This window comes from Streptomyces sp. NPDC030296, from assembly GCF_055572815.1.
The window spans coordinates 322508-345974 of the sequence record NZ_JBVICQ010000009.1 but is presented as its reverse complement, the minus strand read 5'-3'; the positions used below and the strand labels follow the sequence as shown (position 1 = coordinate 345974).

General features: G+C 72.1%; 26 protein-coding genes and 2 pseudogenes. 18 read left to right on the top strand and 10 right to left on the bottom strand.

Annotated features, from left to right (window positions below; all coding sequences use genetic code 11):
* Positions 1–21 precede the first annotated feature (21 nt).
* From ACZ4Z3_RS26800 to ACZ4Z3_RS26790, 3 genes and pseudogenes are all read left to right on the top strand, one after another.
* Positions 22–750: a hypothetical protein gene (locus ACZ4Z3_RS26800; RefSeq protein WP_468503394.1), complete on the top strand. Its 729-nt coding sequence runs from the start codon at positions 22–24 to the stop codon at positions 748–750.
* 12 nt (positions 751–762) lie between these two features.
* Positions 763–976, top strand: a pseudogene (locus ACZ4Z3_RS26795) (hypothetical protein); the annotation flags it as partial.
* Between the two features lie 109 nt (positions 977–1085).
* Complete coding sequence (locus tag ACZ4Z3_RS26790; protein WP_468503393.1) at positions 1086–1994, top strand: squalene/phytoene synthase family protein; 909 nt, start codon at positions 1086–1088, stop codon at positions 1992–1994.
* A 38-nt stretch (positions 1995–2032) separates the two neighbouring features.
* Here the strand turns inward: ACZ4Z3_RS26790 and ACZ4Z3_RS26785 are convergent, their stop codons facing one another.
* Positions 2033–2680: a DinB family protein gene (locus tag ACZ4Z3_RS26785; RefSeq protein WP_468503392.1), complete on the bottom strand. Its 648-nt coding sequence runs from the start codon at positions 2678–2680 to the stop codon at positions 2033–2035.
* Between the two features lie 305 nt (positions 2681–2985).
* Positions 2986–3219 carry a hypothetical protein gene (locus tag ACZ4Z3_RS26780; protein ID WP_055713547.1) on the bottom strand — a complete coding sequence of 78 codons (234 nt, stop codon included), beginning with the start codon at positions 3217–3219 and terminating at the stop codon, positions 2986–2988.
* A gap of 181 nt (positions 3220–3400) precedes the next feature.
* Here ACZ4Z3_RS26780 and ACZ4Z3_RS26775 point away from each other — a divergent pair, with 181 nt between their 5' ends.
* The 3 genes from ACZ4Z3_RS26775 (at position 3401) to ACZ4Z3_RS26765 (ending at position 6984) form a co-directional block, all read left to right on the top strand.
* Positions 3401–4489 (top strand): glutamate--cysteine ligase 2, encoded by a 1089-nt coding sequence (locus ACZ4Z3_RS26775; protein WP_468503391.1) that lies wholly within the window; start codon positions 3401–3403, stop codon positions 4487–4489.
* 155 nt (positions 4490–4644) lie between these two features.
* Positions 4645–6372, top strand: coding sequence for a SpoIIE family protein phosphatase (locus tag ACZ4Z3_RS26770; protein ID WP_468503390.1), 1728 nt, complete (start codon positions 4645–4647; stop codon positions 6370–6372).
* Between the two features lie 165 nt (positions 6373–6537).
* On the top strand, positions 6538–6984 hold the full coding sequence (locus ACZ4Z3_RS26765; protein WP_468503389.1) for an ATP-binding protein: 447 nt from the start codon (positions 6538–6540) through the stop codon (positions 6982–6984).
* 99 nt (positions 6985–7083) lie between these two features.
* Here the strand turns inward: ACZ4Z3_RS26765 and ACZ4Z3_RS26760 are convergent, their stop codons facing one another.
* The 3 genes from ACZ4Z3_RS26760 to ACZ4Z3_RS26750 form a co-directional block, all read right to left on the bottom strand.
* On the bottom strand, positions 7084–7542 hold the full coding sequence (locus ACZ4Z3_RS26760) for an ATP-binding protein (protein ID WP_468503388.1): 459 nt from the start codon (positions 7540–7542) through the stop codon (positions 7084–7086).
* A gap of 48 nt (positions 7543–7590) precedes the next feature.
* Complete coding sequence (locus ACZ4Z3_RS26755) at positions 7591–7893, bottom strand: DUF5133 domain-containing protein (protein WP_468503387.1); 303 nt, start codon at positions 7891–7893, stop codon at positions 7591–7593.
* 106 nt (positions 7894–7999) lie between these two features.
* A complete protein-coding gene (locus ACZ4Z3_RS26750) occupies positions 8000–8866 on the bottom strand; it encodes a SigB/SigF/SigG family RNA polymerase sigma factor (RefSeq protein WP_099970086.1) in 867 nt (288 codons plus the stop codon).
* 359 nt (positions 8867–9225) lie between these two features.
* Between ACZ4Z3_RS26750 and ACZ4Z3_RS26745 the strand changes: the two genes are divergently transcribed.
* From ACZ4Z3_RS26745 to ACZ4Z3_RS26715, 7 genes are all read left to right on the top strand, one after another.
* Positions 9226–10104, top strand: a complete 879-nt coding sequence (locus tag ACZ4Z3_RS26745; RefSeq protein WP_468503386.1) for an RNA polymerase sigma factor SigF — start codon at positions 9226–9228, stop codon at positions 10102–10104.
* 119 nt (positions 10105–10223) lie between these two features.
* Positions 10224–10628 carry an STAS domain-containing protein gene (locus ACZ4Z3_RS26740; protein WP_468503385.1) on the top strand — a complete coding sequence of 135 codons (405 nt, stop codon included), beginning with the start codon at positions 10224–10226 and terminating at the stop codon, positions 10626–10628.
* Between the two features lie 548 nt (positions 10629–11176).
* Positions 11177–12076 carry an STAS domain-containing protein gene (locus ACZ4Z3_RS26735; protein WP_468503384.1) on the top strand — a complete coding sequence of 300 codons (900 nt, stop codon included), beginning with the start codon at positions 11177–11179 and terminating at the stop codon, positions 12074–12076.
* Positions 12073–12513, top strand: a complete 441-nt coding sequence (locus ACZ4Z3_RS26730; protein ID WP_468503383.1) for an STAS domain-containing protein — start codon at positions 12073–12075, stop codon at positions 12511–12513. Before ACZ4Z3_RS26735 ends, ACZ4Z3_RS26730 begins: the two co-directional genes overlap by 4 nt.
* The gene (locus tag ACZ4Z3_RS26725) at positions 12513–12956 is read left to right on the top strand and encodes an anti-sigma regulatory factor (RefSeq protein WP_468503489.1); all 444 of its coding nucleotides are present in this window, start codon (positions 12513–12515) and stop codon (positions 12954–12956) included. Before ACZ4Z3_RS26730 ends, ACZ4Z3_RS26725 begins: the two co-directional genes overlap by 1 nt.
* On the top strand, positions 12956–14017 hold the full coding sequence (locus ACZ4Z3_RS26720) for a SpoIIE family protein phosphatase (RefSeq protein WP_468503382.1): 1062 nt from the start codon (positions 12956–12958) through the stop codon (positions 14015–14017). The genes ACZ4Z3_RS26725 and ACZ4Z3_RS26720 overlap by 1 nt, the downstream gene beginning before the upstream one ends.
* Complete coding sequence (locus ACZ4Z3_RS26715; protein ID WP_468503381.1) at positions 14014–15759, top strand: PP2C family protein-serine/threonine phosphatase; 1746 nt, start codon at positions 14014–14016, stop codon at positions 15757–15759. Before ACZ4Z3_RS26720 ends, ACZ4Z3_RS26715 begins: the two co-directional genes overlap by 4 nt.
* A 52-nt stretch (positions 15760–15811) precedes the next feature.
* Here ACZ4Z3_RS26715 and ACZ4Z3_RS26710 read toward each other — a convergent pair whose 3' ends face one another.
* The 4 genes from ACZ4Z3_RS26710 to ACZ4Z3_RS26695 form a co-directional block, all read right to left on the bottom strand.
* A complete protein-coding gene (locus tag ACZ4Z3_RS26710) occupies positions 15812–16621 on the bottom strand; it encodes an SAM-dependent methyltransferase (RefSeq protein ID WP_468503380.1) in 810 nt (269 codons plus the stop codon).
* 33 nt (positions 16622–16654) lie between these two features.
* Positions 16655–17197 carry a hypothetical protein gene (locus ACZ4Z3_RS26705; RefSeq protein WP_468503379.1) on the bottom strand — a complete coding sequence of 181 codons (543 nt, stop codon included), beginning with the start codon at positions 17195–17197 and terminating at the stop codon, positions 16655–16657.
* 242 nt (positions 17198–17439) lie between these two features.
* A complete protein-coding gene (locus ACZ4Z3_RS26700) occupies positions 17440–17691 on the bottom strand; it encodes a DUF397 domain-containing protein (protein ID WP_099970094.1) in 252 nt (83 codons plus the stop codon).
* Positions 17692–17694: 3 nt separating this feature from the next.
* A complete protein-coding gene (locus ACZ4Z3_RS26695) occupies positions 17695–18516 on the bottom strand; it encodes a helix-turn-helix domain-containing protein (protein ID WP_055711938.1) in 822 nt (273 codons plus the stop codon).
* Between the two features lie 304 nt (positions 18517–18820).
* Between ACZ4Z3_RS26695 and ACZ4Z3_RS26690 the strand changes: the two genes are divergently transcribed.
* The gene (locus ACZ4Z3_RS26690) at positions 18821–20233 is read left to right on the top strand and encodes a hypothetical protein (protein WP_468503378.1); all 1413 of its coding nucleotides are present in this window, start codon (positions 18821–18823) and stop codon (positions 20231–20233) included.
* Positions 20234–20500: 267 nt separating this feature from the next.
* On the opposite strand, the gene ACZ4Z3_RS26685 is transcribed toward ACZ4Z3_RS26690, so the two are convergent.
* Complete coding sequence (locus ACZ4Z3_RS26685; protein WP_468503377.1) at positions 20501–21334, bottom strand: SDR family NAD(P)-dependent oxidoreductase; 834 nt, start codon at positions 21332–21334, stop codon at positions 20501–20503.
* 276 nt (positions 21335–21610) lie between these two features.
* On the opposite strand from ACZ4Z3_RS26685, the gene ACZ4Z3_RS26680 reads away from it, so the two are divergent.
* The 4 genes and pseudogenes from ACZ4Z3_RS26680 to ACZ4Z3_RS26665 all read left to right on the top strand — a co-directional run bounded on the left by ACZ4Z3_RS26680 (position 21611) and on the right by ACZ4Z3_RS26665 (position 23450).
* A complete protein-coding gene (locus tag ACZ4Z3_RS26680) occupies positions 21611–22030 on the top strand; it encodes an ATP-binding protein (protein ID WP_468503376.1) in 420 nt (139 codons plus the stop codon).
* Positions 22027–22578 carry a DUF6624 domain-containing protein gene (locus ACZ4Z3_RS26675; protein WP_468503375.1) on the top strand — a complete coding sequence of 184 codons (552 nt, stop codon included), beginning with the start codon at positions 22027–22029 and terminating at the stop codon, positions 22576–22578. Before ACZ4Z3_RS26680 ends, ACZ4Z3_RS26675 begins: the two co-directional genes overlap by 4 nt.
* Positions 22579–22685: 107 nt before the next feature.
* Positions 22686–22904: pseudogene (locus ACZ4Z3_RS26670) on the top strand (TetR/AcrR family transcriptional regulator C-terminal domain-containing protein); the annotation flags it as partial.
* Between the two features lie 111 nt (positions 22905–23015).
* Positions 23016–23450, top strand: coding sequence for a VOC family protein (locus ACZ4Z3_RS26665; protein WP_468503374.1), 435 nt, complete (start codon positions 23016–23018; stop codon positions 23448–23450).
* Positions 23451–23467 lie beyond the last annotated feature (17 nt).

Sequence of the window (23467 nt, the reverse complement as noted above, 5' to 3'; positions counted from 1 at the left end):
CCACGAAGTGGGGGGCGGAACATGAACCTGAAGCCGAGGAAGAGCCGACGCAGACCCGGCGCCGTCCGGACGGCCGTGTTGAGCGTGTGCGCCGCTGCGGCGCTGGGCCTGACCGGCTGTTCCGGGGGCGGCGGCACGGACGATACCGGCAGCGACGCGCAGCCGAGCGTGACGGCGACGAGCGGCGCCGGTGACAAGGGGGACAAGAAGGGGGCGAACGCCGGTACGACGGCGGGCGGGAACGCAGACACGAAGGCGTCCGCGGGCTCGGGCGCGGACGCGGGCTCTGATGGGGACAGCGGCGGCAAGTCGGGCGGGGGCACTTCGGTCACGTCGAAGCCGTCCGAGCCCGCGACGACGGGGTCCGGGGGCGGTGGGGGCGGCTCCGCCGAGGGTGACGGCTGCGACCACAAGATGCCCATCTCCCCCGACGAGATCGCGGTCTACCGCTACACACCGGAAGGGGGATCCTTGAGTCTGATCGTGAAGCACGGCAACTGGGGATGCGGCACCCCCGACTCGGACGGGGCGCCGTTCGAGACGGTCGGCAAGGAGACGTACATCCCGATGGACCAGGCCGCGTACGTCACCGTGACCAACCCCATCGTCGAAAGCACCACGAACCAGAAGATCGGCGTCCAGGAGTTCCTCGACTGGCTCGACGCGAACCCGAACTCGGGGCTCGTCTTCACGTACCACCTGGGCGACAACGGGGCCATCGACCGTCTCGAGGAGGTCTTCACCCCGTAGGCGGCCGGCACGAGCGAGCGTTTCGAGGCGCAGGCCGGCCTCCTCGACGGCTCCGCCTTCCGGCACGTCGACCGTCTCGGCCTCGCGGCGGGCGGGCGCTGCTGGGAGGTGGGCCCGGTGGGTGGCGCTGCTGGGAGGTGGGCCCGGTGGGTGGCTCCTGCTGGAGGACGCCGATCCCGCTCTGCAGCCACTGGCCTGCCCTGATGGATCCGGACCTGGGCAACAGTTCGGCGGGCCTGAGGGGCATCCAGGCGAACTCGACGTGGCCACGCGGCGCCGATGATCTCGACGCGGGGGCGGAAGCCCGTTGGGGGCGCGGCGCATACGATCTGGGCATGGGTGTGTGGGAGCGGAGTCTGGATGCCGCGGGGGTTCGGGGAACCCGGCTGCGTGGGGATTTCGGGGCGCAGCGGAGCGTCGTGGCTCGGTTCCGGCGGGCTTCCTATGTGGCGGCCCGGCTGTTGCTGCCGCCGTACTTGGTGCCTCACGTGGTGGCTGCCACGGCCGTGATGCACCACGGGGACAATCTGCTGGACACCGGGACCCGGGCGCGGCGTGCGGCGGCGTGGGCGAGCTGGGAGGGGCAGGTTCGGCGGGCGTTGGAGACCGGGGTCGGCGACGATCCGTTGATGCGGACCCTGGTGCACACCATGGAGGCGTATCCGCGGCTTCGCGGTGTGGTGGAGGCGTATCTGTCCACGGCCACCGCCGAGTTGGAGTTCGACGGCTTCGCCACCGAGTCGGATTTCCAGGCGTACGTGGACGCCTACTCGCTGCCGGGCTTCATGCTCGTGGCCTCCTTGATCGGGCCGGACGCCGACGACGGGTCGTTCCGGGCGGGGTGCCGGACGTTCATCGAGGCGGGCCAGCGGCTCGACTTCGTCAACGACCTCGCGGAGGACCTGCGGGAGGGGCGGCTCGGCGTGCCGACGGAGACGCTCATGAGGTTCTCCGTCAGCGTGGAGGATCTCGCGGCCGGACGTGAGTCCGCTGGTGTACGGGAATTGGTGGAGGAGCAGGTGCGGGCGGCCCGTGCCGGGTTGGTGGCCTCCCGAGAGCTGTCGGCCCTTGTTCCTGGGCCCAGCCGGGCGTTGGTGGAGGCGCTGGTGGAGATCGAGTTGCTGACCGCCGACTCTGCGCTGCGGCGGGGTGCCGAGCTGCTGCGTGGCTCGGCGTCCCCGCCTCCGCTGGGCACCCTGCGGGTGTTGGCACGCGCCCACCGGAGGGCTCGCGCGGAGCGTTGAGTCGTCCGTTCGGGCAGCTGCTCCCTGCTCCCACCCGGTCAGGTGGTGGCGTCGGCTTCCTTCGCCGCCTCTTCCAGTCGGTTTCTGTACCTCTCCCACCAGGCCGGATCCCCCGACGGCAGGCTCGTGTTGCTCATGCTCATGCCCGCCGAGCCGTCCAGGAGTTCCCTGACGATGTCGGCGTGGCCGGCGTGGCGGTGGGTGTCAGCGGTCACGCGGAGCACGGCGTGGTGGAGGGTCACCTCGTCGCGGTCGCTCGGCCACCACGGCACCCTGCCGATCGTGTCGAGAGGCAGCGCGTCGATCGTCGCGTCCGCGTGCGCCCAGGCTCGGCGGTAGAGGTCGACGAGGTACGCGCGGGACTCCTCCGCGGTGGCCCACATGTCCGCGTTGAGGTCCGCCCCTTCGTCGAGCCACGGCAGGGGTTCACCCGAGGGGCGGGCGAAGGTGTCGCCCAGATAGCCGAGTTCGATGCCGGCGCAGTGCTTCACCAGGCCCAGGAGGTTGGTGCCGGTGGGGGTCATCGGGCGGCGGATGTCGTACTCCGACAGCCCCTCCAGTTTCCAGAGCAGGGAGTCGCGGGCTTCCTGCAGATAGAAGCGGAGGTCGGTCTTGGGGTCAGTGGGGCCCGTGGGGACGGCACGCACTGTGGGACCAGCCGTATCGGTGGGCTCTGGTGAGGTCATGGGGGTCAGTCTGCCGCTCCTGTGATCTCTGTACAGCGGCCCGTCGGCTTCTCGGCCTTTCGGGGCATCGGTGGGGGCGGCTGTCCTTGCCGACGTGGGCGGTGCGGACGCGGATCTCGTGGAGCGCCTCGGCGTCCTCGGGGCGGCACGGGCGTACGGCGGTGGGCGCCGCGGGTCGAGTCACCGCGGCATCCCGCGCGTCCCCCTCCATGCCGGGCGTGGTCGGCCCGCTTCGGGGGGCCTGGACATGGTGCTGCCCGGGTGAGGGGGCTCACCCGGGCGTATGGGGGCCTGCCCGCCGGCGGTCAGTCCGCCAGGCGTCGGCTCAGCAGCTGCTTGCCGAGTTCGGCTCCCTTGCGGCTGTCGGCCTGTGCCTTGCGGAACAGCTCGGTCACCTCGGTGTCGCCGGCCCGCTCCGCGTCCTGGATGTAGGTCTCGAGCCGCAGCGCGTTCTCCAGGCAGGCCTCGACGTACCAGATCAGGTTGTAGTCCTTGTCGGCCGTGCCGGTCACATGGCCGGTCTCAGCGGTGCTGGTCACGTTCTCCTCCTCCTCGGTCGGGTGCTGGGGCCGCACCGGTTCGGCGCGGCTTCCGGAGCGCAGCACGGGTACCCGGACCGTGGAGGCGTACACGGCCCATGTGCAGTCCGACGGCAAGGTGTCCCGACCTCGTGCGAGGGCACACGGCTGTCACCACCTCATGGGAGAAGGGCCACATCACGTGCGTACCGTCGGAGTGGAAGAAGAACTCCTCTTGGTCGATCCGAAGACCGGTGAACCGCAGGCAAGGGCCGCCGCGGTGCTCGCGCGCGCCTCGCGGGACGGCACGGGGGAGGACGTGTTCGAGAAGGAGCTCCACGACGAGCAGGTCGAGTTCGCGACGCGTCCCCAGTCGAAGATGACGGATCTCGGGTCGGAGATCGTCCGCTGCCGCAAGGACGCGGCACGGCACGCCGAGGAGGTGGGCGGGGCCGTCGTGGCGCTGGCCACGTCGCCGCTGCCCGTGCACCCGACGATCACGATGAACAGCAGGTACCAGTGGATGGCCCGGGAGTTCGGGCTCGACACGCAGGTGCAGCTGGTGTGCGGCTGCCATGTCCATGTGTCGGTGGAGTCCGACGACGAGGGCGTGGCCGTTCTGGACCGTATCCGGCCGTGGCTGTCCGTGCTGACGGCGCTCAGCGCGAACTCGCCGTTCTGGCAGGGCCACGACAGCGGGTACGCCAGCTACCGCAGTCAGGTGTGGGACATGTGGCCGATGGCCGGTCCGACGGAGATCTTCGGCACGGCCGAGCGGTACCACCGGTACGTGGCGGAGCTGACGGCCACGGAGGTCGTGCGCGACGAGGGGATGGTGTACTTCGAGGCGAGGCTCGCCCAGCGGTATCCGACCGTGGAGATCCGGGTCGCGGACGTGTGTCTGCACCCCGACACCGCGGTCCTGGTCGCGGCGCTGACCCGGGGGCTCGTCGAGACCGCGGCCCGGGAGTGGCGGGCCGGCCGGGAACCGCTCGCTCATACGGCCGAGCTGCTGCGGCTGGCCCGGTGGCGGGCCGCCCGTTCCGGTACGACGGAGAACCTGCTGGACCCGGTGACGATGCGTCCCCGGCCCGCCGACGAGGTGATCCACTCCCTGGTGCGCCACGTCGAGGAGGCCCTCGCCGACAACGGCGACCTCGATCTGGTCCGCGACACGATCGCCACGCTCTCGCGGCGGGGCAACGGGGCCCGGGTGCAGCGGGAGGTGATGGAGCGGACGGGGAGTCTGCGTGAGGTCGTCGCCGCCTGCGTCCGGCACACACAGGCGTGAGGCCTCCCTGGCCGGACGGCCTCCCGTGGGCGAAAATGTCGTGCGCGTAGGTCGGCGCGGACGGGGTAGTGCGTTCCGAACGTGCGTCGGCGCTCCTCCCCCGGTCGGGGGGCGGCGGCCCCGTTCGCAGAGTCTCGAAGGCGAGGAATCCGAGCATGAACGCGTGGAGTCCCGATCACACCACCGGGCGGCATCCCGGCCCCGCGGTGCGGTCGCCGGGCGATCTGCCCGACCTGGTGCACGCGGGCATGTATGTGGTCGACGACCACGGCTCCATCGTCGCGGTGAACGCTCGGGCCGAGTTCCTGCTCGGCCGTACGGCCGACGCGCTCGTCGGCCGGGACGCGCACGATCTGCTGCACCGCGACGGCCTCGGCCAGAGCACGCCGCGGGCCGCCTGCCCCATGATGCACGCGTTCCTCGGCGGCAGTACGCGGGGCGGGGCGCACGAGTGGTTCGCCCGGGGCGACGGCACCCTGCTGCCGGTGTCGTGGCTGGTCACCCCGTGCAGGCTCGACGGGGGCGCGCTGGGCGCCGCGGTCCTGTTCTACGAGATGGACCCCGAGGAAGGGGTGCCCTCGACGGCGGCCTCCCCGACGATGTCGCAGCTGGACCGGCTGGCGCTGCTCGCCGAGACGACGACCCGGCTGACCTCCACGCTGGATGCCGAGGAGGCCGTGGCGCGGCTGGTGCGGCTGGTGGTGCCGCGGCTCGCGGACTGGGCGGTGATCGACCTGATCACCGAGAGCGACGACGTCTGGCGGACCACCGTGGCGACTCATCACGGCGGTGCCGTGGTGCGGTGCGAGGAACTGGAGGGGCCGCTGCCACCGGTGCACGAGGAGTCGCTCATGCCGTTGTCGCGGGCGCTGCGCGGTGCGGCGTCCACCCTGGCCGGGCCGCAGACGTACCAGGGGCCACCGGACTCGGGCATCGCGGTGGCCCAGCAGCGGCTGTTCAAGGTGACGGGCATGCACTCGGCGGCGATCGCACCCATCCGGGGGCCGCGCGCGGTGCTGGGCGCCCTCACCCTGGGCCGCAACGCCGAATCGGGGGTCATGACGGACGCCGAGCTGTCCCTGCTGGAGGACATCGCGCGGCGGGCGGGGCTGGCGCTGGAGAACGCCCGGCTGTACCAGCGGCAGCGACACATCGCGGAGACCATGCAGCGGCATCTGCTGCCGCAGCTGCCGGAGGTGCCCGGGCTGAGCATGGCCGCGCGGTACGTGCCGGCTTCGCAGTCGGCACAGGTCGGCGGCGACTGGTACGACGCGTTCACGCTGGCCGACGGGGCGACGGCGGTGGCCATCGGGGACGTCGTGGGACACAACATCGACGCGGCGGCGGGAATGGCGCAGATCCGCAACATGCTCCGTGCCTACGCCTGGGCGCTGGAGGAGCCGCCGAGCGCGATCGTGGAGCGGCTGGACCAGGCCGTGGTGAACGTGGCCGAGGCGTCCATGGCGACCATGATCTTCGGCAGGGTGGAGAGGGACGCCGACGGGTGGGCGCTGCGGTGGACCAACGCCGGTCATCCGCCGCCGTTGCTGATCACGCACGACGGGCGGTCGGCCTTCCTCGACGAGGAGCACGACCATCTGCTCGGCACCGGCCTCGTCCGCGGCCGTACCGACACTCGGACCACGCTGCCGCCGCTGTCCACGCTGGTGCTGTACACGGACGGCCTGATCGAGTCGCCCGGGCACATCCTGGACCGCGGTATGGCCCGTCTGCGGCAGCACGCCGCGGCGCTGGCCCACCGTCCCCTGCACGTGTTCTGCGATCTGCTGCTGGAGCGCGCGCGTCCCGCGGAGAACGACGACGACGTGGCGCTGCTGGTTCTGCGGACACCTGCCGGAGAAGGTGAGTCGGCCGGGCGGTAGCGGGCACTCGTACGGGGAGAGCGGCAGGAGGCCACAGTCTTCCCCAAAGCCCCATACATCCCTACCATTTCGAACGCGTAGCCGCTCTCATCGGGGGAAGCACGTGCCTCTGAGAGGGAACGCGAGTTCGCGTCAGCCTCGATGAGCCGAGCGGGGAAAGACGAGATGGCAACAGAGCCGTGTTGGGACGACAAACTGCCTTCCGAGGAGATCCAGAAGTGTCACGCCGCCTTCGACGGAGAACTCGGCGACGTGACGGGTGCCCGTGCGGCGGCCGAGGGTTTCCTCGGCGCGCTGGCGCGCACGTCTGAGCCCACCGCGCAGGAGCACTGGGACGACATTCTGCTGGTGGTGACCGAGCTGGCCGCGAACGCCGTGCAGTACGCGCCCGGGCCGTTCGAGCTCACGTTGCGGCGCACCTTCGACGGGGTGCACGTGATGATGCACGACACCAGCGTCACGTCGCCCGAGCCGCGCCCCTTCCATCCGAGCAAGGGCGGCGGCGGTATCGGCTGGTACCTGATCCACACGCTGTGCGACGAGGTCAGCGTGGTGGTGCACGACGAGGGCAGGCAGCGCGGCAAGGACATCCACGTCTTCCTGCCGTGGTGAGACCTGAGCGGTGAGCCGTGGGGGATGCCCCGGCCCTGGTGGGAGACGACACGGAAGCGCCCCGGCCCGGTGGGTCGGGGCGACTGCCTGTGTTCGGGATCAGGTCAGCGGCACCAGGACGCTGATCGTCTTGCCGCCCTCCGCCCGGCTGCGGACGTCGACCTGACTGGACAGCCGGTTGATCAGCGGCCAGCCGTATCCGCTGCCCTCGTGGGAGCGGGGCGGCATACCGGGGCCGTGGGCGGCGGCGGGGACGGCGGGACTGTAGTCCCGCACGTCCAGTCGTACGCCGTCCTCGGTGACGCCCACGTCGAAGCCGGCCAACCCGCCGCCGTGCCGGACCGCGTTGGTGACCAGCTCGGAGACGACCAGCAGCAGATCGATCATGGCTGCCTCGGTCGGCGGCCCCGACGGCGAGCGCCATCCCTCCCCCACGACCGAGCGCACATAGCGGCGGGCGGCTGCGGCACTGGTGATGGTGACCGGCGGGCGCGCCACCTCGGCGGGCGGGCCCTCGGTGGAAGCGGTGCCGTGCTCCCCGACCGGTCGGCGTTCCATCGCCGTCATGCTGCGCGCGGGCCCGGCGAGGGAGGACAGGGGTGTGCGTCACTGTTCATGAAGCGCCGCATACCCGCTCCCGCCCGGTCCATGACCGCCGAGATCGCCACTCGTTCCCATCCCGTGCCCGCACAGCTCGGCCGTCGCGGTGGCCTGCGCGGCGGCGAGCTGCCGGCGCGCGGCCTCCAGGGCCTGCCGGACGTCGCGGGTGCCCGTGGACACGCACAAGGTGTACGCGAGGTCCTGCGCTCGGCGCGTGGCCTGCGGGTCGCTCCGCTCGCCCTCGTACGACTTGAGCGACTCGTACTCCTCGACGAGTCGGCGCAGCGTCGCGGGATGGGGCATCAGCATCTGATTCGCTCCTGGGTGATCTCGACGACAGGATTCACGGTGTGGACGGTTCTCGTGGACGGATCGGTCCCCGGGTGCGGCGAGCGGCCGGGGGCCGGGTGGTCGCTCAGCTGTCGCGGGTGCGCCGGCCGTCGCGGTCGCCGGTTCGGGCGGCCTGGCCGAGGGCCTCCTCGCGGACCCGTGCGCAGCTGCGGCTGATGAGGCGGGAGACGTGCATCTGGGAGATGCCGAGGCGGTCGGCGATGCGGTTCTGGGTCATGTCCTCGAAGAAACGCATGTAGAGGATGGCGCGCTCCCGCTCGGGCAGTCGGCGCAGCCCTTCCTTCGCTGCCTCCCGGTCGACGACGACGTCGTACGCCTCGTCGCACGACCCGAGGGTGTCGGCGAGGCTGTAGCCGTCGTCCCCGGAGGACATCTCGGCGTCCAGCGACAGGGCGCTGAAGCTCTCCAGCGCCTCCATCCCGGCGTTGACCTCTTCCTCGGTGAGCCCGGTGTGGGCGGCGATGTCGGCGATGGAGGGCTCGGTGGCGCCGGAGGTCTGGCTGAGTTCGCGGCGGGCGACGCGCACCTTGTTGCGCAGGTCCTGCACGCGGCGGGGGACCCTGAGGGTCCACATCCGGTCGCGGAAGTGGCGTTTGATCTCCCCGGTGATGGTGGGGACGGCGTAGCTCTCGAACGCCCCCCGTTCGGGCTCGTAGCGGTCCACCGCTTTCACCAGGCCCATGGCGGCGACCTGGCGCAGGTCCTCCAGTGACTCGCCCCGGTTGCGGAACCGGCCCGCGATGCGGTGGGCCATGGGCAGCCAGGCCTGTACGAGTGCGTCTCGTACGGCGTCCCGCTCGGGTCCTTCGTCCATCGCGGCCAGCCGGGCGAAGGCGGCGGCGGTGTCGGGGGCGTCGTCGTGTGACCTTCTGTCGATGGTGCCGGGGCGGGCGGACGTACCGGATCCGTTGGCGGACACGTTGACCAGCATGCGGAATCGCTCCTGAACGACGCTGTCAGGGACTCGCGGAGGGGAACAGCGGGCGGGTGGCAAAGACCCGGACGCGGAACACCGTTTCCTCCGGCGCGCCTCCGTCACGGAGGCGTGGAGAACCGATTGCCCCTCGATTCGGGAGGCAAACAACCGTGCGCCGCGTTCTTCGTGTCGGGTACACGTACCGGGTGGCGGTGCCGGTGGGGCGGCAGGGCCGACCGGGCGGAGCCGCGGCGACGACTTCCGGCCAGAGTGCGGAGCCGGAGCGTCCCTTTCGGGGCGGAGTGGGACTGACTTGGGAGGACGGGGGCAAGCGGGGGGTGGCAGCAGGCATTCGGGCGAGAGGGGTGGACGGCATGGCAGCCGTGACGGCAGCGCGGACAACGGCCACGGCGCGGGAGAAGGTCCTGACCAGGGGGGCGGCCCTGCCGTGGATCGAGGACCCGTCGCAGGTCAAGCCCAAGGACGCGCGGGCGATGTCGCGGCAGTTCTTCGACCGGCTGGCCGCGCTGGAGGAGGGGACCCACGACTACCAGTACGTGCGCAACACGCTGATCGAGATGAACCTGTCGCTGGTGCGGTACGCCGCCTCGCGCTTCCGCGGCCGTGAGGACTCCCTGGAGGACATCGTCCAGGTCGGGACGATCGGGCTGATCAAGGCCATCGACCGGTTCGAGCTGTCCCGTGAGGTGGAGTTCACGACGTTCGCCGTGCCGTACATCGTCGGTGAGATCAAGCGCTTCTTCCGTGACACGAGCTGGGCGGTTCATGTGCCGCGGCGGCTCCAGGAGGCGCGCGTGGAGCTGGCCAAGGCCACGGACGAGCTGCAGTCCCGGCTGGGCCGCATGCCGACCACTCGTGAGCTGTCGGAGCTGATGTCCCTGTCCGAGGAGGAGGTCATCGAGGCCCGCAAGGCCTCCAACGGCTACAACACCTCCTCGCTGGACGCGGCGCTCACCTTCGACGGCGGCGAGGACGGCGACACGGTACTGGGCGACCTCATCGGCGAACTGGACCCGTCGCTGGAACTCGTCGAGGACTTCCATTCGCTGGCCCCGCTCATCGCCCAACTCGACGAGCGGGAGCGGCGGATCATCCATCTGCGGTTCGTCGAGGAGCAGACCCAGTCCCAGATCGCCGCGCAGCTCGGTGTGTCCCAGATGCACGTCTCCCGGTTGATCAGCCGCATCATCAAGCGGCTGCGCAAGGGACTCCTGGAACCGGGTGTCGCCTGATCACGCCCCGTGTGGACGGATGATTCGCGGGTATGCGCACGGGCGCGTCGCCGAGCGATGCATCGATTCCGTTGATCGGGGCACCCGGCCCCGATCGGTAGCGCCTGTGGGAGGCCCTTGTGTCCGTTGCCCAGAACCCCCTGTCGATCAAGGTGGATCTGCCGCGCGAGGACGCCGTTCTGCTCACCGTCGAAGGGGAACTGGACATCGATACGGCGACCGAGCTGCAACATCATCTGGCGAATCAACTGAGCCACGGTCGACGGCATTTCCTCCTCGACGTCTCGGCTGTCCCCTTCATGGACTCGTCCGGCATGAACATCATCCTGCGGACCTATCAGGAGGTGCGGGAGATCCCGGGGGGTGTGTACGTCATCGCCCCGACGCCGGCGGTGCGGCGGATCCTCGACCTCACGGGGGTCAGCCTCACCGTGGCGACGGTGGACAGCGTCGACGAGGCGCTGGCGGCCGTGGACTCCGGTCGGCTGCCGAGCCGGCCGGACGAACCGTCGGCCGAGGCGTAGCCGTCGAAGGCTGTCGAAGGGGCGGCGGGCGGCGCCGCTCGGGCGGTGTCCGCGGGTGGGCGGGGTCGCACCACCGAGGGCCAATGGTTGCCGTTTGACAACTGTCGCCGGAAGCAACAGAGTGAGCGCGAGGCAAGCACGTGGGAAGGGTTCGGATGCCTTTCGGACCGAGGCCGGGTCGACGGTCGGACGCTCCTGGCGTCGACGGCGTCCCCCTCGTGCATCCGTGCCCCGACGGCGTCGCGCGACGCGCGGCAGGACCGTCCGCGCCGACCCTCTCGCGGGCACGGTGCGCACCGGCCGACGACGCCGGACTCGCCCGCGTCGTGCCCCAACTCCTGGAGCCCGCCGCGAAGTCGGTCGGCCGAAAGGGGTGCCGGGCCGCGGGCGCGCGGGGCGGTGCGGGCCCCGGGAGTCTCGTCGGGCGATCGGCTCCTCCTCAGGAGTGTCGGACCGTACGACGCCATGGCCGGGTGCGCCGCCCCAGGACTTCGCCCCCCACTCGTTCCCCCCAGCGGGGAGTCACCACAGCACGTGAGGAGAGACCCGTGCCGGAGCAGGACACGGCAGCCCATCGCAGGACACCGGCCCAGGAGGTGGCGGGCTTCCTGCGCGACCGGCAGGAACAGATCGCGCAACGCTGGGCCGACGCCGCGCTGTTCCGTACCGTCTTCACCCACTCCCGGGACGAGGCGGTGGAGGCGGGCCGGGCCGTCGTGGACGCGCTCGCCGCGGTGGCCACCGCGGGCACGGTGGAGGACGCGGAGTCCGGCGGCTTCCACGTCGTCCGCGACCAGCTCGCCCGGACGGCGGCCTCCCGGGCGCGGGCCGGTTCCAGCATCACCGACATCTCCCGTGAGGTCGACGCGCTGCGGCCCCCCGTCACCGAGCTGTTCCTCGCCGAGTTCCCCGACGCGCCGGCGGAACACGTCCGTGAGTGCACCACGACCCTGACGGTCCTCATGGGCACCCTGCGTCTGGTCGTGCTGGAGACGGCGCTGAGCGAGGGCGAGGAGGTCATCCACCGGCAGCGACTGCAACTCCTCGAAGTGGCCACTCCGGTGATCAAGCTGTGGGAGGGCATCGTCGCCGTCCCCCTGATCGGCACCCTGGACAGCGCGCGCAGCCAGGTCGTGATGGAGACGCTGCTGGACTCCATCGTCGAGCAGCACGCCAGGTTCGCCATCCTGGACATCACCGGCGTCCCGACCGTGGACTCCCTGGTGGCCCAGCATCTGATGAAGACGGTCGCGGCGGCACGGCTGATGGGGGCCGAGTGCATCGTCTCCGGGATCCGGCCGCCCATCGCGCAGACCATCGTGCACCTGGGCATCGACCTCAGCTCGGTGCTGACCCGGGCGAGCCTCGCGGACGCCCTCGCCTACGCGCTGCGGCAGCAGGGCGCGGACATCGTCGCGCGCGAGGGCGCCGGTTCGGAGTACAGGTGAGCGGCGGCTTCCCCTCTCCGTACGGCGGGCCGTCCCCGTATTCGGCTCCCGTCCCCGTGCTCAGACTGGGCGACGTGCTGCTGGTGACGCTGCAGGGCGATCTGCACGACGGCACGGCGGAACAGCTCCAGCAGGACATCAGCGACACGGTCGCGCGCAGCGGCGCCACCGGGGTGGTCATCGACCTGTCGGGGGTCGAGATCGTCGACTCGTTCCTGGGGCGGGTCCTCGCTGACATCGCCGCCCAGACGAGTCTGCTCGCCGCCCGGACCGTCATCGCCGGTATGCGTCCGGCGGTGGCGATCACCCTGGTGGAGCTGGGGCTGACGCTGCCCGGGCTGCGTACCGCCCTCACCACCGAGGACGCGATGCGGCTCCTCGGCGACCGGCGCCCGCCCCTCCCCCGCCCGGGGCACACCCGCCAGGAGAGTGTGTGATGCAGACCGCCGGCGGCGTCTCCGCCTGCCTGCCGATTCACTCGGACCTGGATCTGGTGTGGGTACGGCAGCATGTGCGGCAGGCGGCCGCCCAGCTCGGCTTCGGCCTGGTCGAACAGACGAAACTGGTGACGGCGGCCAGCGAACTGGCCCGCAACACCCTGATCCACGGCGGCGGGGGCCAGATGGAGTGCGCGCCGGTGTCCGGCATCGGCGGCGTACAGGGGCTGCGGCTGGCGTTCAGCGACGAGGGGCCGGGCATCCCGGACCTCGACCAGGCCCTCGTGGACGGTTTCACCTCCGGTGAGGGCCTCGGCATGGGGCTCGGCGGGGCACGGCGGCTGGTCCATGACTTCAAGATCGACAGCCGCCCCGGCAGGGGCACCACCGTGACGGTGACGACCTGGCTGTCGAGTCCACCGCGGCCACGCGAGGAGCGGTGATGTCCCGCGTGTGGGAGGTGCCGGTGCGCGACTCGACCCGGGTGCGCGACGCCCGGGTGGCGGCCGAGGCCGCGGCGGTGCGGGCCGGGCTGGACGAGGCCCGGGCCGCCGACGCGGCGCTGGTGGCGACCGAGTTGGCGACCAACCTGCTCAAGCACGCCGACGGCGGGTTGATACTGCTGGACGTCGTGGACGGGCTGCCCGTGGGAGACGACCGGGTCCCGATGGTGCAGATCGTGGCGATCGACCACGGGCCCGGGATGCGGGACGTGCGGGGCGCGCTGCGGGACGGTTACTCGACCACGTCCTCCCTGGGCGCGGGGCTCGGCACCTGCCGTCGGGTCGCCGACGACTTCGATCTGCACAGCACGGTCGGCCGGGGCACCGTCGCCCTGGCGCGGCTCGGTTCCCGTCGACGGCGCGGTGCCGCGGCGCGTTCCGCCGGGCACGGCGTACGGGCGGGGGGCGTCAACATCCCGCTGGCGGGCGCGGAGTTCTCCGGCGACGCCTGGGCGTGGGTGCGGGCGGACCACCTCACGACGCTGATCCTCGCCGACGGGCTGGGGCACGGCCCCGACGCGGCACGTGCCTCCGCGGCGGCGGTGGAGGAGCTGCGCCGGGTGCCCGATCTGCCGCCCGCGCAGGTGATGCGCCGGCTGGAGGGCGCGCTGCGCGGCACCCGGGGGGCGGCCGTCGCCGTCGCCCAACTCGACGCCCCGGCCGGGCGGTTGCTGTTCACCGGCGTCGGCAACATAGGGGCGCGGCTGCGGACCGGCGCGACGTGGCAGCCCCTGTTGTCGCGGCCCGGGATCGTGGGCGCGCACCGGTCGGCGACCATGCCGCAGCACGAGCTGCCCTGGGGGGACGACTGTCTTCTCGTGCTGCACAGCGACGGGCTGCCGAGCCGTTGGAGCCCCGGTCCGGCAGCCCACAGCACCGCTCTCGACCCCGCTGTCGTGGCCGCCGTGATCGTGCGTGACGCGAGCAGCTCCGCCCGGCCGGTCCGCGACGACACCAGCGTCGCGGTGCTGAGCCCCTCCCCGCCGGATCACCACCCATGACCAGAACCTGGCACATCAGTTCCGTCACCGACGCGGCGCGGGCCCGGATCGCCACCGCGCGGCTGGCCACGGCGCACGGGGTGTCCCCGACCGAGCGCGCCCGGCTGGTGACCGCGCTCACCGCGCAGTTGCGGCAGTGCCTCACCAAGGGCGGCACCTGGCTGCTGAGCGCGCGGGCCGCGGCGACGCCGCCGGCCGGCAGCCGGTTCCTCGTGGAGGTGACGTCGGCGACGCAGCGCCCGGGCGAGTTCCGGCAGCCGTGGCGGCTGACCGTCGCTTGCGCCCAGGAGGCGGGGCTCCCGGACTCCGGGCATGTGGGCGACGATCCGGTGACGCTCGCGGAGGCCCTGTTCGGCGCGGACGAGGACGCCGCGCTGCTGCTGGAGAAGCTCGACGAGCAGGAGGCGCTGGTCGCCTTCCACCGTGAGGAACTGCACCAGACCAATCAGGGTGTGCTCGCGCTGCACGCGGAGCTGGACGCGGCGGGGCGCGCGCAGCGGGAGCTGTTCGCCGCCGAGCAGAAGGCCCGTGAGGAGGCGGAGAACGCACGGGGCCGGCTCACGTTCCTCGCCGATGCCAGCGCCGCCCTGACGGCGTCGTTGAACCACGACGAGATCGTGCGGCTGCTGCCGACGCTGCTGGTGCCCCGGTACGCGCGCACCGCCGACGTCTGGTTGTTCGACGGCGACGACGACGCGCGCCTGAGCGGTCCGCGCCCGGGGGCCGCTGTCCTGGCCGCCCGCCGGGGCCGCCCCCAGTACGCGGCGAACCACCCAGGCGGTCTCCCCGGGGTCGACGACCAGCCGCCCTCGGCGCTGGACCCCGAGCGGCCGCTGCTGTGTGTGCCCCTGATGAACCGCGGTGCTCCGCTGGGTGTGCTCACCCTGTCGCCGCCGGGCGAACGCTGGGACGCCGACGACGCGTTCATGCTGATCGAGCTGGCCCGCCGGGCCGGTGTCGCCCTGGAGAACGCCCGGCGTTTCGAGCACAACCGGGACATCGCCGAGACGTTGCAGCGTGCCCTGCTCACCGAGCTGCCCCTGACACCGGGGCTGCGGCTCGCCGCACGCTATCTGCCGGCCACCCGGGGCCTGAACATCGGCGGCGACTGGTACGACGCCTTCCGCCAGCCCGACGGCGGCCTGATCACCGTGATCGGCGACGTCACGGGCCACGGTCTGCACGCGGCCGTGATGATGAGCCAGCTGCGGACCGCGCTGCGGGCCTACGCGGTGGAGGGCAAGAGCCCCGGCCAGCTCCTCACCCAGCTGCATCTGCTCCTGCACCATCTGCAGCCCGACCTGTACGCCACGGCGGTGATCGCCCGTTTCCATCCGGACGAGCCGACCCTGACGTGGGCGGCCGCTGGGCATCCGCCACCGGTGCTGCGTTCGCCCGACGGCGCGGTGCGGGTACTGGACGCCAAGCCGGGCGCGATGCTCGGTATCCCGCTGCGCCAGGTGATCGCCGACCACACCGTCCCGCTGCCGCCCGGATCGACGCTCGCGTTGTACACGGACGGTCTGGTGGAGCGCCGCGCCCAGGGCATAGACCCGGGGATCGACCGTCTGGCCAGGACGCTCGGCGCGCTGCGGCCGGCGACGCTCGACGAGGACCTGGAGGGCTCCGCCGACCTGCTGCTGCACCCGCTGCTGGACGACTCCGAGCACGAGGACGACGTCTGCCTGCTGCTGTGCCATGTGGACGGCGACACGGGGAAGGTCACGGCCCCGCGCCGGTGAACCCGCGGAGTGAGGCGGGCCCCTGGGGCGGCGCGGTTTCAGGCCGGGCGGGTCACGGCTTGTACGCCACTCCCCCGTACACGTCGGTCGGCTCCGGGGTGGTGCCCGGCTCCGGGCGCCACAGCGGGCAGGAGACGATGCCGGGTTCCAGCAGTTCGAGGCCCTCGTAGTAGGCGGTCAGCTGGCGGGGGCTGCGCAGCACGTAGGGGACGGCGCCGGTGTCGTCGTAGCCCTCCTGGGCGCGCTTGAGTTCGGCGTCGGTGTCGGTGCTGTCGTAGTGCACGAAGTAGCTGCCGGAGGGCAGTGCCGCCTGGAGGCGGCGGACGATGTCCTTGGCCTCCTCGTAGTCCTGGATGTGGCCGAGGATGCCCATGAGCATGAGGGCGACGGGCTTGTCGAAGTCGAGGATCTTCCCGGCGTGTTCGAGGATGGCGTCGGGGTCGTGCAGGTCGGCGTCGACGTAGTCGGTGACGCCTTCGGGGGTGCTGGTGAGCAGGGCCTGTGCGTGGCGCAGGACCAGGGGGTCGTTGTCGACGTAGACGATGCGGGACTCGGGGGCGACCTTCTGGGCGACCTGGTGGGTGTTGTCGTAGGTGGGCAGGCCGGTGCCGATGTCCAGGAACTGGCGGATGCCGCGTTCGCGGGCCACGAAGGTGACCGTGCGGATGAGGTAGACGCGGGAGGCCCGGGCCATCGTCTCGATGTTGGGGGCGATCTCCCGGTAGGCGTCACCGGCGATCCGGTCGACGTCGTAGTTGTCCTTGCCGCCCATCCAGTAGTTCCAGATACGGGCCGAGTGCGGCACCGTGGTGTCGATCTTCGACAGTGCTTCCTGGTCGGGAGTGGGGTGGCCGTCTGGCATGGGACTCTCCTGCCTCACATCGCGTGGTCGTCGCTAACCTATCGTCAACTGCTCTGCGTCGCCCCAGAGTTGGGGTCTATGGGGCTCCGGGGCCCGCGTGGGGCGGCTCGCCTCGCCGACGTGGACGGTCACGACCGGCACGTGCTGGGCGAGGGTGTCGAACGCGCGCACGTAGGCGGCGGCCTCCGCCGCCTCGGTGGCCTGCTCGTCGCCGGGCCGGCGGCCGCGCTCGCACGGGGTGCGGCCGGTCGTGGTCAGGTGGAGCATGGCGCCGTCGCGTTCGGCCACGGCCTCGGCGAAGTCGAGGGCCTGGATCCAGGTGACCCGGGACCGGCCGCGCCGCAGCGGTCCGTGGACCAGCTCGGCGATCAGTCGGCTGTCCACGGCCAGGCGGCCGGGTCCGGCGAGGAGTTCGCGGTAGGGCAGCGCGGGGTCGAGGTGGTGGAGACCGGGCGGCATGTGCCGGATCTGGAAGCCCAGCCGGGCCAGCGCGGCGACGAGGAGGCCCCGGCCGGGTCCTTCGTGGCCCTCGACGATCAGGGTCCGGTAGCGGGTGAGGGTGGGGGGAGGGGTCATCCCCGCCCCTCGGGAGCGGCCCGGCCGGGGCGGCCGGCGTGTCGGACGGTCGGCATGGCTCGACCGGGGACACGAGGCGGCGTGCGCATGCCGCTCCCTTCGGGTGGTGCGCCTGCGGTGGTGTGCCCGCCCCGCGTGAGCGGGGTTCCCCAGTGTGCGCGGGGACCGGGCGCCGGGGGAGTGCGTGCGGGCGTTGTCCGGTTGTGCGGGCGTAGTGGTCCGGGAGCGCGGGGTTCCGGCGGTCAGGCGATCAGGAAGTCGGCCTGTCCGGCCTTGGCGCCTTCGAGGAACGCGACGATCTCGTCGCGCGAGTACACGAGGGCGGGGCCGTCGGGGTCCTTGGACTGGCGGAAGGCGACGCTGCCGTCGGGCAGCCGCTTGGCCTCGACGCAGGATCCGCCGTTGGTGCCGCTCCAGGGCTTGTGCCAGCCCTCGGCGCCGAGTTCGGGGGCGGGCATGCCGCTGTGGACGGGGCGGTCGGGTGTGCTTGCCATGTGTCACAACTCCTTGCGTAGTGCCGCCAGGATGTCCCTGGTCCGAGCCACCGGTTCCGCCTGCACGGACATCCGGTCCAGGACCTCCAGGTAGGTCACGACCTCCGCGGGCTGGTCGACGTACTGGGCGCCGGCGAGGCCCTCGGTGTAGACGATGTCGGGGAGTTCGGAGAAGCCGAAGCGGAAGTAGTGGAAGGGGCCGTACGCGCCGGGGTGCGGTCCGGCGGCGAAGCGCATGATCTGGATTCTGATCTTGGGTCGCTCCGTGGCCTCGACGAGCCGGTCGATCTGGGCCCGCATCACCTCGGACCCACCGACCGGGCGACGCAGCACGGTCTCGTCGAGGATGGCCCAGATCGCGGGGGCCTCGGGTTTGACCAGCAGGTCCTGGCGTCTGAGCCGTAACGCGACCCGGCGGTCGACGTCCTCGGGGCTCGCGTTGGGGAAGCCGACGCGCAGGAGCGCGGCGGCGTAGTCGTGCGTCTGCAACAGGCCGGGTACGTACTGGGGTTCGTAGAGGCGGATGACCTGGGCCTCGCTCTCCAGGCTCACGTACGCGCTGAACCAGTCGGGCAGCACGTCGCGGAACTTGTGCCACCAGCCGGGTTGGTTGGCTTCCCGGGCGAGGGAGAGGAAGTCCTCGATCTCGGTGTCGGAGACCCCGTAGGTGCGCAGCAACTCCTTCACGTAGGGGATGCGGAGGCCGACCTCGGCCTTCTCCATGCGGCGGACCGTCAGCGCGGTGACCTCGATGGCGCGGGCCGCCTCGTCGAAGGAGACACCGGCCTGCTCCCGTAACTGACGGAGCCTCTTTCCGAGAACCATGCGCAGGACCGTGGGCGCCGCCGGGGCGCTCCCTCCGGCGCGGGTCTCACTCACGTGCAACCTCCGGGGCGGGATTCACAGCGTGCAGTGTGCCACGCGATCCATTGACAAGGACAGGTCCTCGGAGTTCATTCTGAAATTATCAGAACGCCGGTTGCGGGCTGAGTTGTTCGGCCACCATAGTGATCGAGCGACCTGCCGCACGGAGCGGGCAGTGTCCCTCGAACTCCTCCGGCCCGCCCCGGAGTTGGCGCAAGGGTGGGTACGGGTTCACAGCCGCGCGCCGACACGATGCGATTCCTGGATGGCCGCCGTGACCAACGGATTAGCAAGGACCCCGGCGAAGACCCCCGGCGGACCCAACAAGCCGCTCGCGGCCGCCCTGAAGGAGGCCGGCTGTTCGTACGCCTCCCTCGCCCTCCGGGTCAATGAGCTGGGCCGCTGCCAGGGGTCGGAGACCAACTACGACAAGGCCTCGGTGACCCGCTGGTTACAGGGCCAGCAACCACGCGGCAACACACCGGAGTTGATCGCCGCCGTCCTCGGCGAACGACTGGGTCGTGCCCTGACTCCGGCGGATCTCGGCTTCCCGCTCGACCGGGGGCGGCCGGTGACGGGACGGGCGCTGATGTACGGGGAGAACGTGGCGGAGACCCTGCACACCCTGGTCGAACTGGGGTCGACCGACATCTCACGGCGGAGCCTGCTGGGGTCGGTGCCGTTCGTGCCGGGCGCGCTGACGAACCCTCAGCGGGCCTGGCTGCTGTGGCTGGTGGAGAGCCGTGACACGCCCCGGCTCGCGTCCGTGTCCGGTGCGGGTCCGGTGGAGCAGGTCCACGCGATGATCCGCATGTTCGACGAGATGGACAACCAGTACGGGGGCGGCGGGGTCCGTACGAGCATCGTGCAGTACCTCACCACCGAGGTCATCCCGGTGCTGCAGCAGCGCGGCACACCGGCGAACCAGCGCCGTGAACTGTTCGCCGCCGCGGCGCGGCTGGCCGCCATGGCGGGCTGGAGCTCGTACGACGCCGGGGAGTACGGCCTGGCGCAGCGGTACATGACGCAGGGGCTCCGGTTGTGCGCGGAGGGCCGCGACCATGTGCTCGGCGGGCAGATCCTCGCCGGGCTGGCGCACCTGGCGACGAGTCTGGGCCGCCCGGACGAGGGGGTCGCGCTGGCGCGGGCCGGTGTCGCCACGGCGAAGGACGCGGGCAGCCCGCTCGGGCTGATGCGGCTGCACGCCATGTCCGCGCGGGGGCATGCGGCGCTCGGGCGGCCGCGCGAGACCGCCGAGGCGCTCCGCGCGGCGGAGAAGCAGCTGGACGCGAGCCGGGGCGCCGCCCAGGAGTCGCCGTGGGTGCGGTTCCTCGACCACCACTACCTGCAGGCCGAGTCGGCCCTCTGCTTCCGCGACCTGGGGCTGGCCGCGCAGGCCGAGCACACGGCGAGCGAGTCGGTGCGCGCACACGCGGACCGGCGGCGGCGCCAGGCCATCAGCCGGTCCGTCCTGGCCACGGCCCACCTCCAGCAGAACCGCCTCGACGAGGCCGTCGCCACCGCCACCGACGCGCTGGAGGCGCTCAGCGGGGTGCACAGCGAGCGCTCGATCCAGGCCCTGCGCGACTTCCGCGGACGACTCGCGTCCCGCCGACACGAGCCGGTGGTACAGGAGTTCGAACGCCGGTCGCGGGTGGTGCTGGGGGCGGCGGCCTGAGGGTGGCCGAGGCCCGGTGTCAGGGACTGCTGGCACGCGGCCGGGGGCCTGAGTGGCCGCGGACGCCCGGTCGGTGTCGGAGGCTGCCGGCACGCGGCCAGCGGCCTGGGTCGTCGACGTTCTCCAGGACGAGGGCGGCGATCCGCGCGCAGGGACACGGGCGACCAGGGCGCGTGCCGTCGGGGTGAACCCGACGGCTCTGGGGGCAGTCCTGACGGAACGGGGAAGTGACGTCACCTCATGGGTTGAGCGGAGGCGAACCGGTCCTCAGTAGCCGTCCGGTGAGGGCGCGTTCTGGGCCCGGTCCACGGGCAGGTGGGCGCCCGAGACACCGCTCGCCCAGTCCGACAGCAGGAAGACCACCGTACGTGCCACCTCGTGCGGGGTGACGAGCCTGCCGCCCGGCAACTCCGCGTCCACGAACCGGTCGTACGCCCCCGGGTCCTCCCTGCGCAGACGGTCCCAGCGGCGGCCGGGGATCTGCATGGAACCCGGTGACACCGCGTTGACACGGATGCCGTCGGGGCCCAGTTCGCGGGCGAGGGAGGCGGCCAGATGGATCTGGGCGCTCTTGGCCGCCCCGTACTGCGCGGACCGTCCCGGCTTCCAGCCGGAGATCGAGCTGATCAGCACGACCGAGCCACCGCCCGCGGCCCGCAGATACGGCAGCGCGGCGCGTACGAGGCGTACCGTGTGCCCGACGTTCAGGTCCCAGGTCGCCGCCCAGTCGGCGGCGTCCGCCTGCTCGAAACCACCGCCGCGCGAGCCGCCGGCGCAGGCCACGAGGCCATCCAGGGCGCCGAAACGTTTCGCCGAGGTGGTGACGAAGTCCTCCAGCCTGCCCGGCTCGGTCACGTCCAGGTCCTCCGTGAGCAGACGGGCCCGCTCCTGACCCGGCAGGGACGCGTCCAGCGCCGCCAGGCCCGCCTTCCCCCGCGCGCAGGTCGCCACCCGGGCGCCCTCGGCGAGCAACAGCCGTACGATGCCCTCCCCCAGGCCGCGGCTGCCGCCGGTGACCACGATCCGCCTGCCCCGCATGCCGGGCCACCCGGCACGGACGGACCGCTCCGCGTGGCGCGGCCCCTCGTCGACGTTCCCCATGGTGGCGAAGATATACAGCCCGCGTCACTACCCGCCCGCAACTGCACAACCCCTCCACCACCTGGTGTTTCGTGTGTCCGGTGCTGTTGTCTTCGACAACAGCACCGGCGGTCCGCCAGCGACCGCCCCGAGCATCGAGGAGGACCCGATGACGGCCGTCCGTGTCCGCGCACCGCGCCGACGGACCCCTGCCGCACCGGCACGCGACCCCGGCTGGAGCGTCCATGACGTGCCGTCCGGCAGGGCGCCCGCAGGGGCGGACGCGGTGATGCTGCCTTGATCTCGCTCAAGAGGTCCCGGCTCGTCCGTCTCGCGGTGCCCGCGCGCCCGTCGTGCGCCGCCGGGGTACGCCGTACGGTGGCCGCGCATCTCGCACGCTGGGACCTGTCCTCCATCGCCGACGACGCCGTGCTCGCCACGGACGAACTGTTCGCGAACGCGGTCCGGCACGCGAGCGCCGGGCCCGCCGACACCATCGCCGTCACCCTCGAATGCTCCGATCGCGCGTTACGGGTGACGCTCGCCGACCCCTCGCCCGCACAGCCCCGGCCCAGAGCGGTGGACGGCACCGCCGAGTCGGGGCGCGGGCTGGCCATCGTCGCCGCGCTGGCCGACGACTGGGGCACCGATCCGCCGGACGCGGCCGACGTGGGCAAGCGGGTGTGGTTCTCGCTCGCCGTACGGGAGCCGACGTGAGAGACGCACCGGCAAGGAAAGGCACCCCTCTCATCGCCGTCCCCCCGCAGCAGGTCCTGGCCGCCGAGTTGGTCCGCAGGGCCGAGGACGAGCGGCGACTGGCGCACGAGGCCCGGTCCGCCCCGACCGTCCGGGCCCGCGCCCGCATCACCGAGTGCCGGGCCGGTAACGCGGACGCCCTCCACGCGATCGTCGCCCGCCATGGCTGGCCCACCGCCGCCCTCGTCGGCGAGCCGGCGTCGACGGCCGCCCTGATGATCCTGCTGCACTCCCCCGACCTGGGCTTCCAGCTCACCTGCCGTGATCTGATCGCAGAGGCCGTCGCGGACGGCCGCTGCCCCGCCGTGCACCACGCCTATATCGCCGACCACTGCGCGGTCGAGCTGAGCCAGCCGCAGTTCTACGGCACCCGTATCGATCCCGGCACGCTGTTCCCGTACCCGATCCGCCACCCCGAGACGGTCGACGAACGCCGCCACGACGTGGGGCTCGGCCCACTGTCGGACCATCTGCGGGCGGTGCGGTTGGGGGCGAGCGGGGCGGTGTAGCGGGGTCCTGCGGATCGGCCGGTGTCTGTCCGCGCGCCTGCCCGGCGTTCACCTCACGCCCGTGCCCGTACCGGGCCCGCGGGTCCCGGAACAGGTCGAACGGCGGTTCTCCCGACGAGGCGCTCGCCGAGCGGTTCGCCGCCTTCGGTGCGGCCGGGCTGCTCGACGTCCCCGATCCGCGCCTCGCGGCCGACCAGTTCATCGCGCTGACCTTCGGTGTCGCGCTGGACCGACTCGGTTCCGCGAACGCGGCTCAGGACGACCGCGTCCGGCCGCTGGTGGTGGAGGGGGTGCGGACGTTCCCGCGGGCCTACCGCCCCAGGTAGGCGGAGGCCGACACGGGCAGCGGGGGGTGCGGCGCCGACGGGCGCCCCCTCCGGTCGCATCCCCGCCGAATTCCCTTCGCGCCTCCGCCCGGCAGGCGTTATGGTGCGCCGATGTCCTCGATCAAGAAGTTCCAAGTCACCTTCGACTGCGCCGATCCCGAACGCCTCGCCCGCTTCTGGTGCGAGGTGCTGGGGTACGTCGTACCGCCGCCGCCGGAGGGATTCGCGACATGGGACGCGTACGACCGCTCGCTGCCGCCCGAGCGACAGGGCCAGGGGTTCGCGTGTGGCGACCCCACAGGTGTGGGCCCCCGCCTGTACTTCCAGCGCGTACCCGAGGGCAAGGTCGTCAAGAACCGGGTGCATCTGGACGTGCGGGTCGGCACCGGGCTCGTGGGCGACGAACGCCTGGCCGCCCTCGAGGCCGAGTGCACGCGGCTGGTCGCGCTCGGCGCGGTCCGTGAGCGCCTGTTGCGGGCCGACGGGGTCTACGAGTCGTGCATCGTCATGCGGGACATCGAGGGCAACGAGTTCTGCCTCGACTGAGCCCCGCCGATAATCGC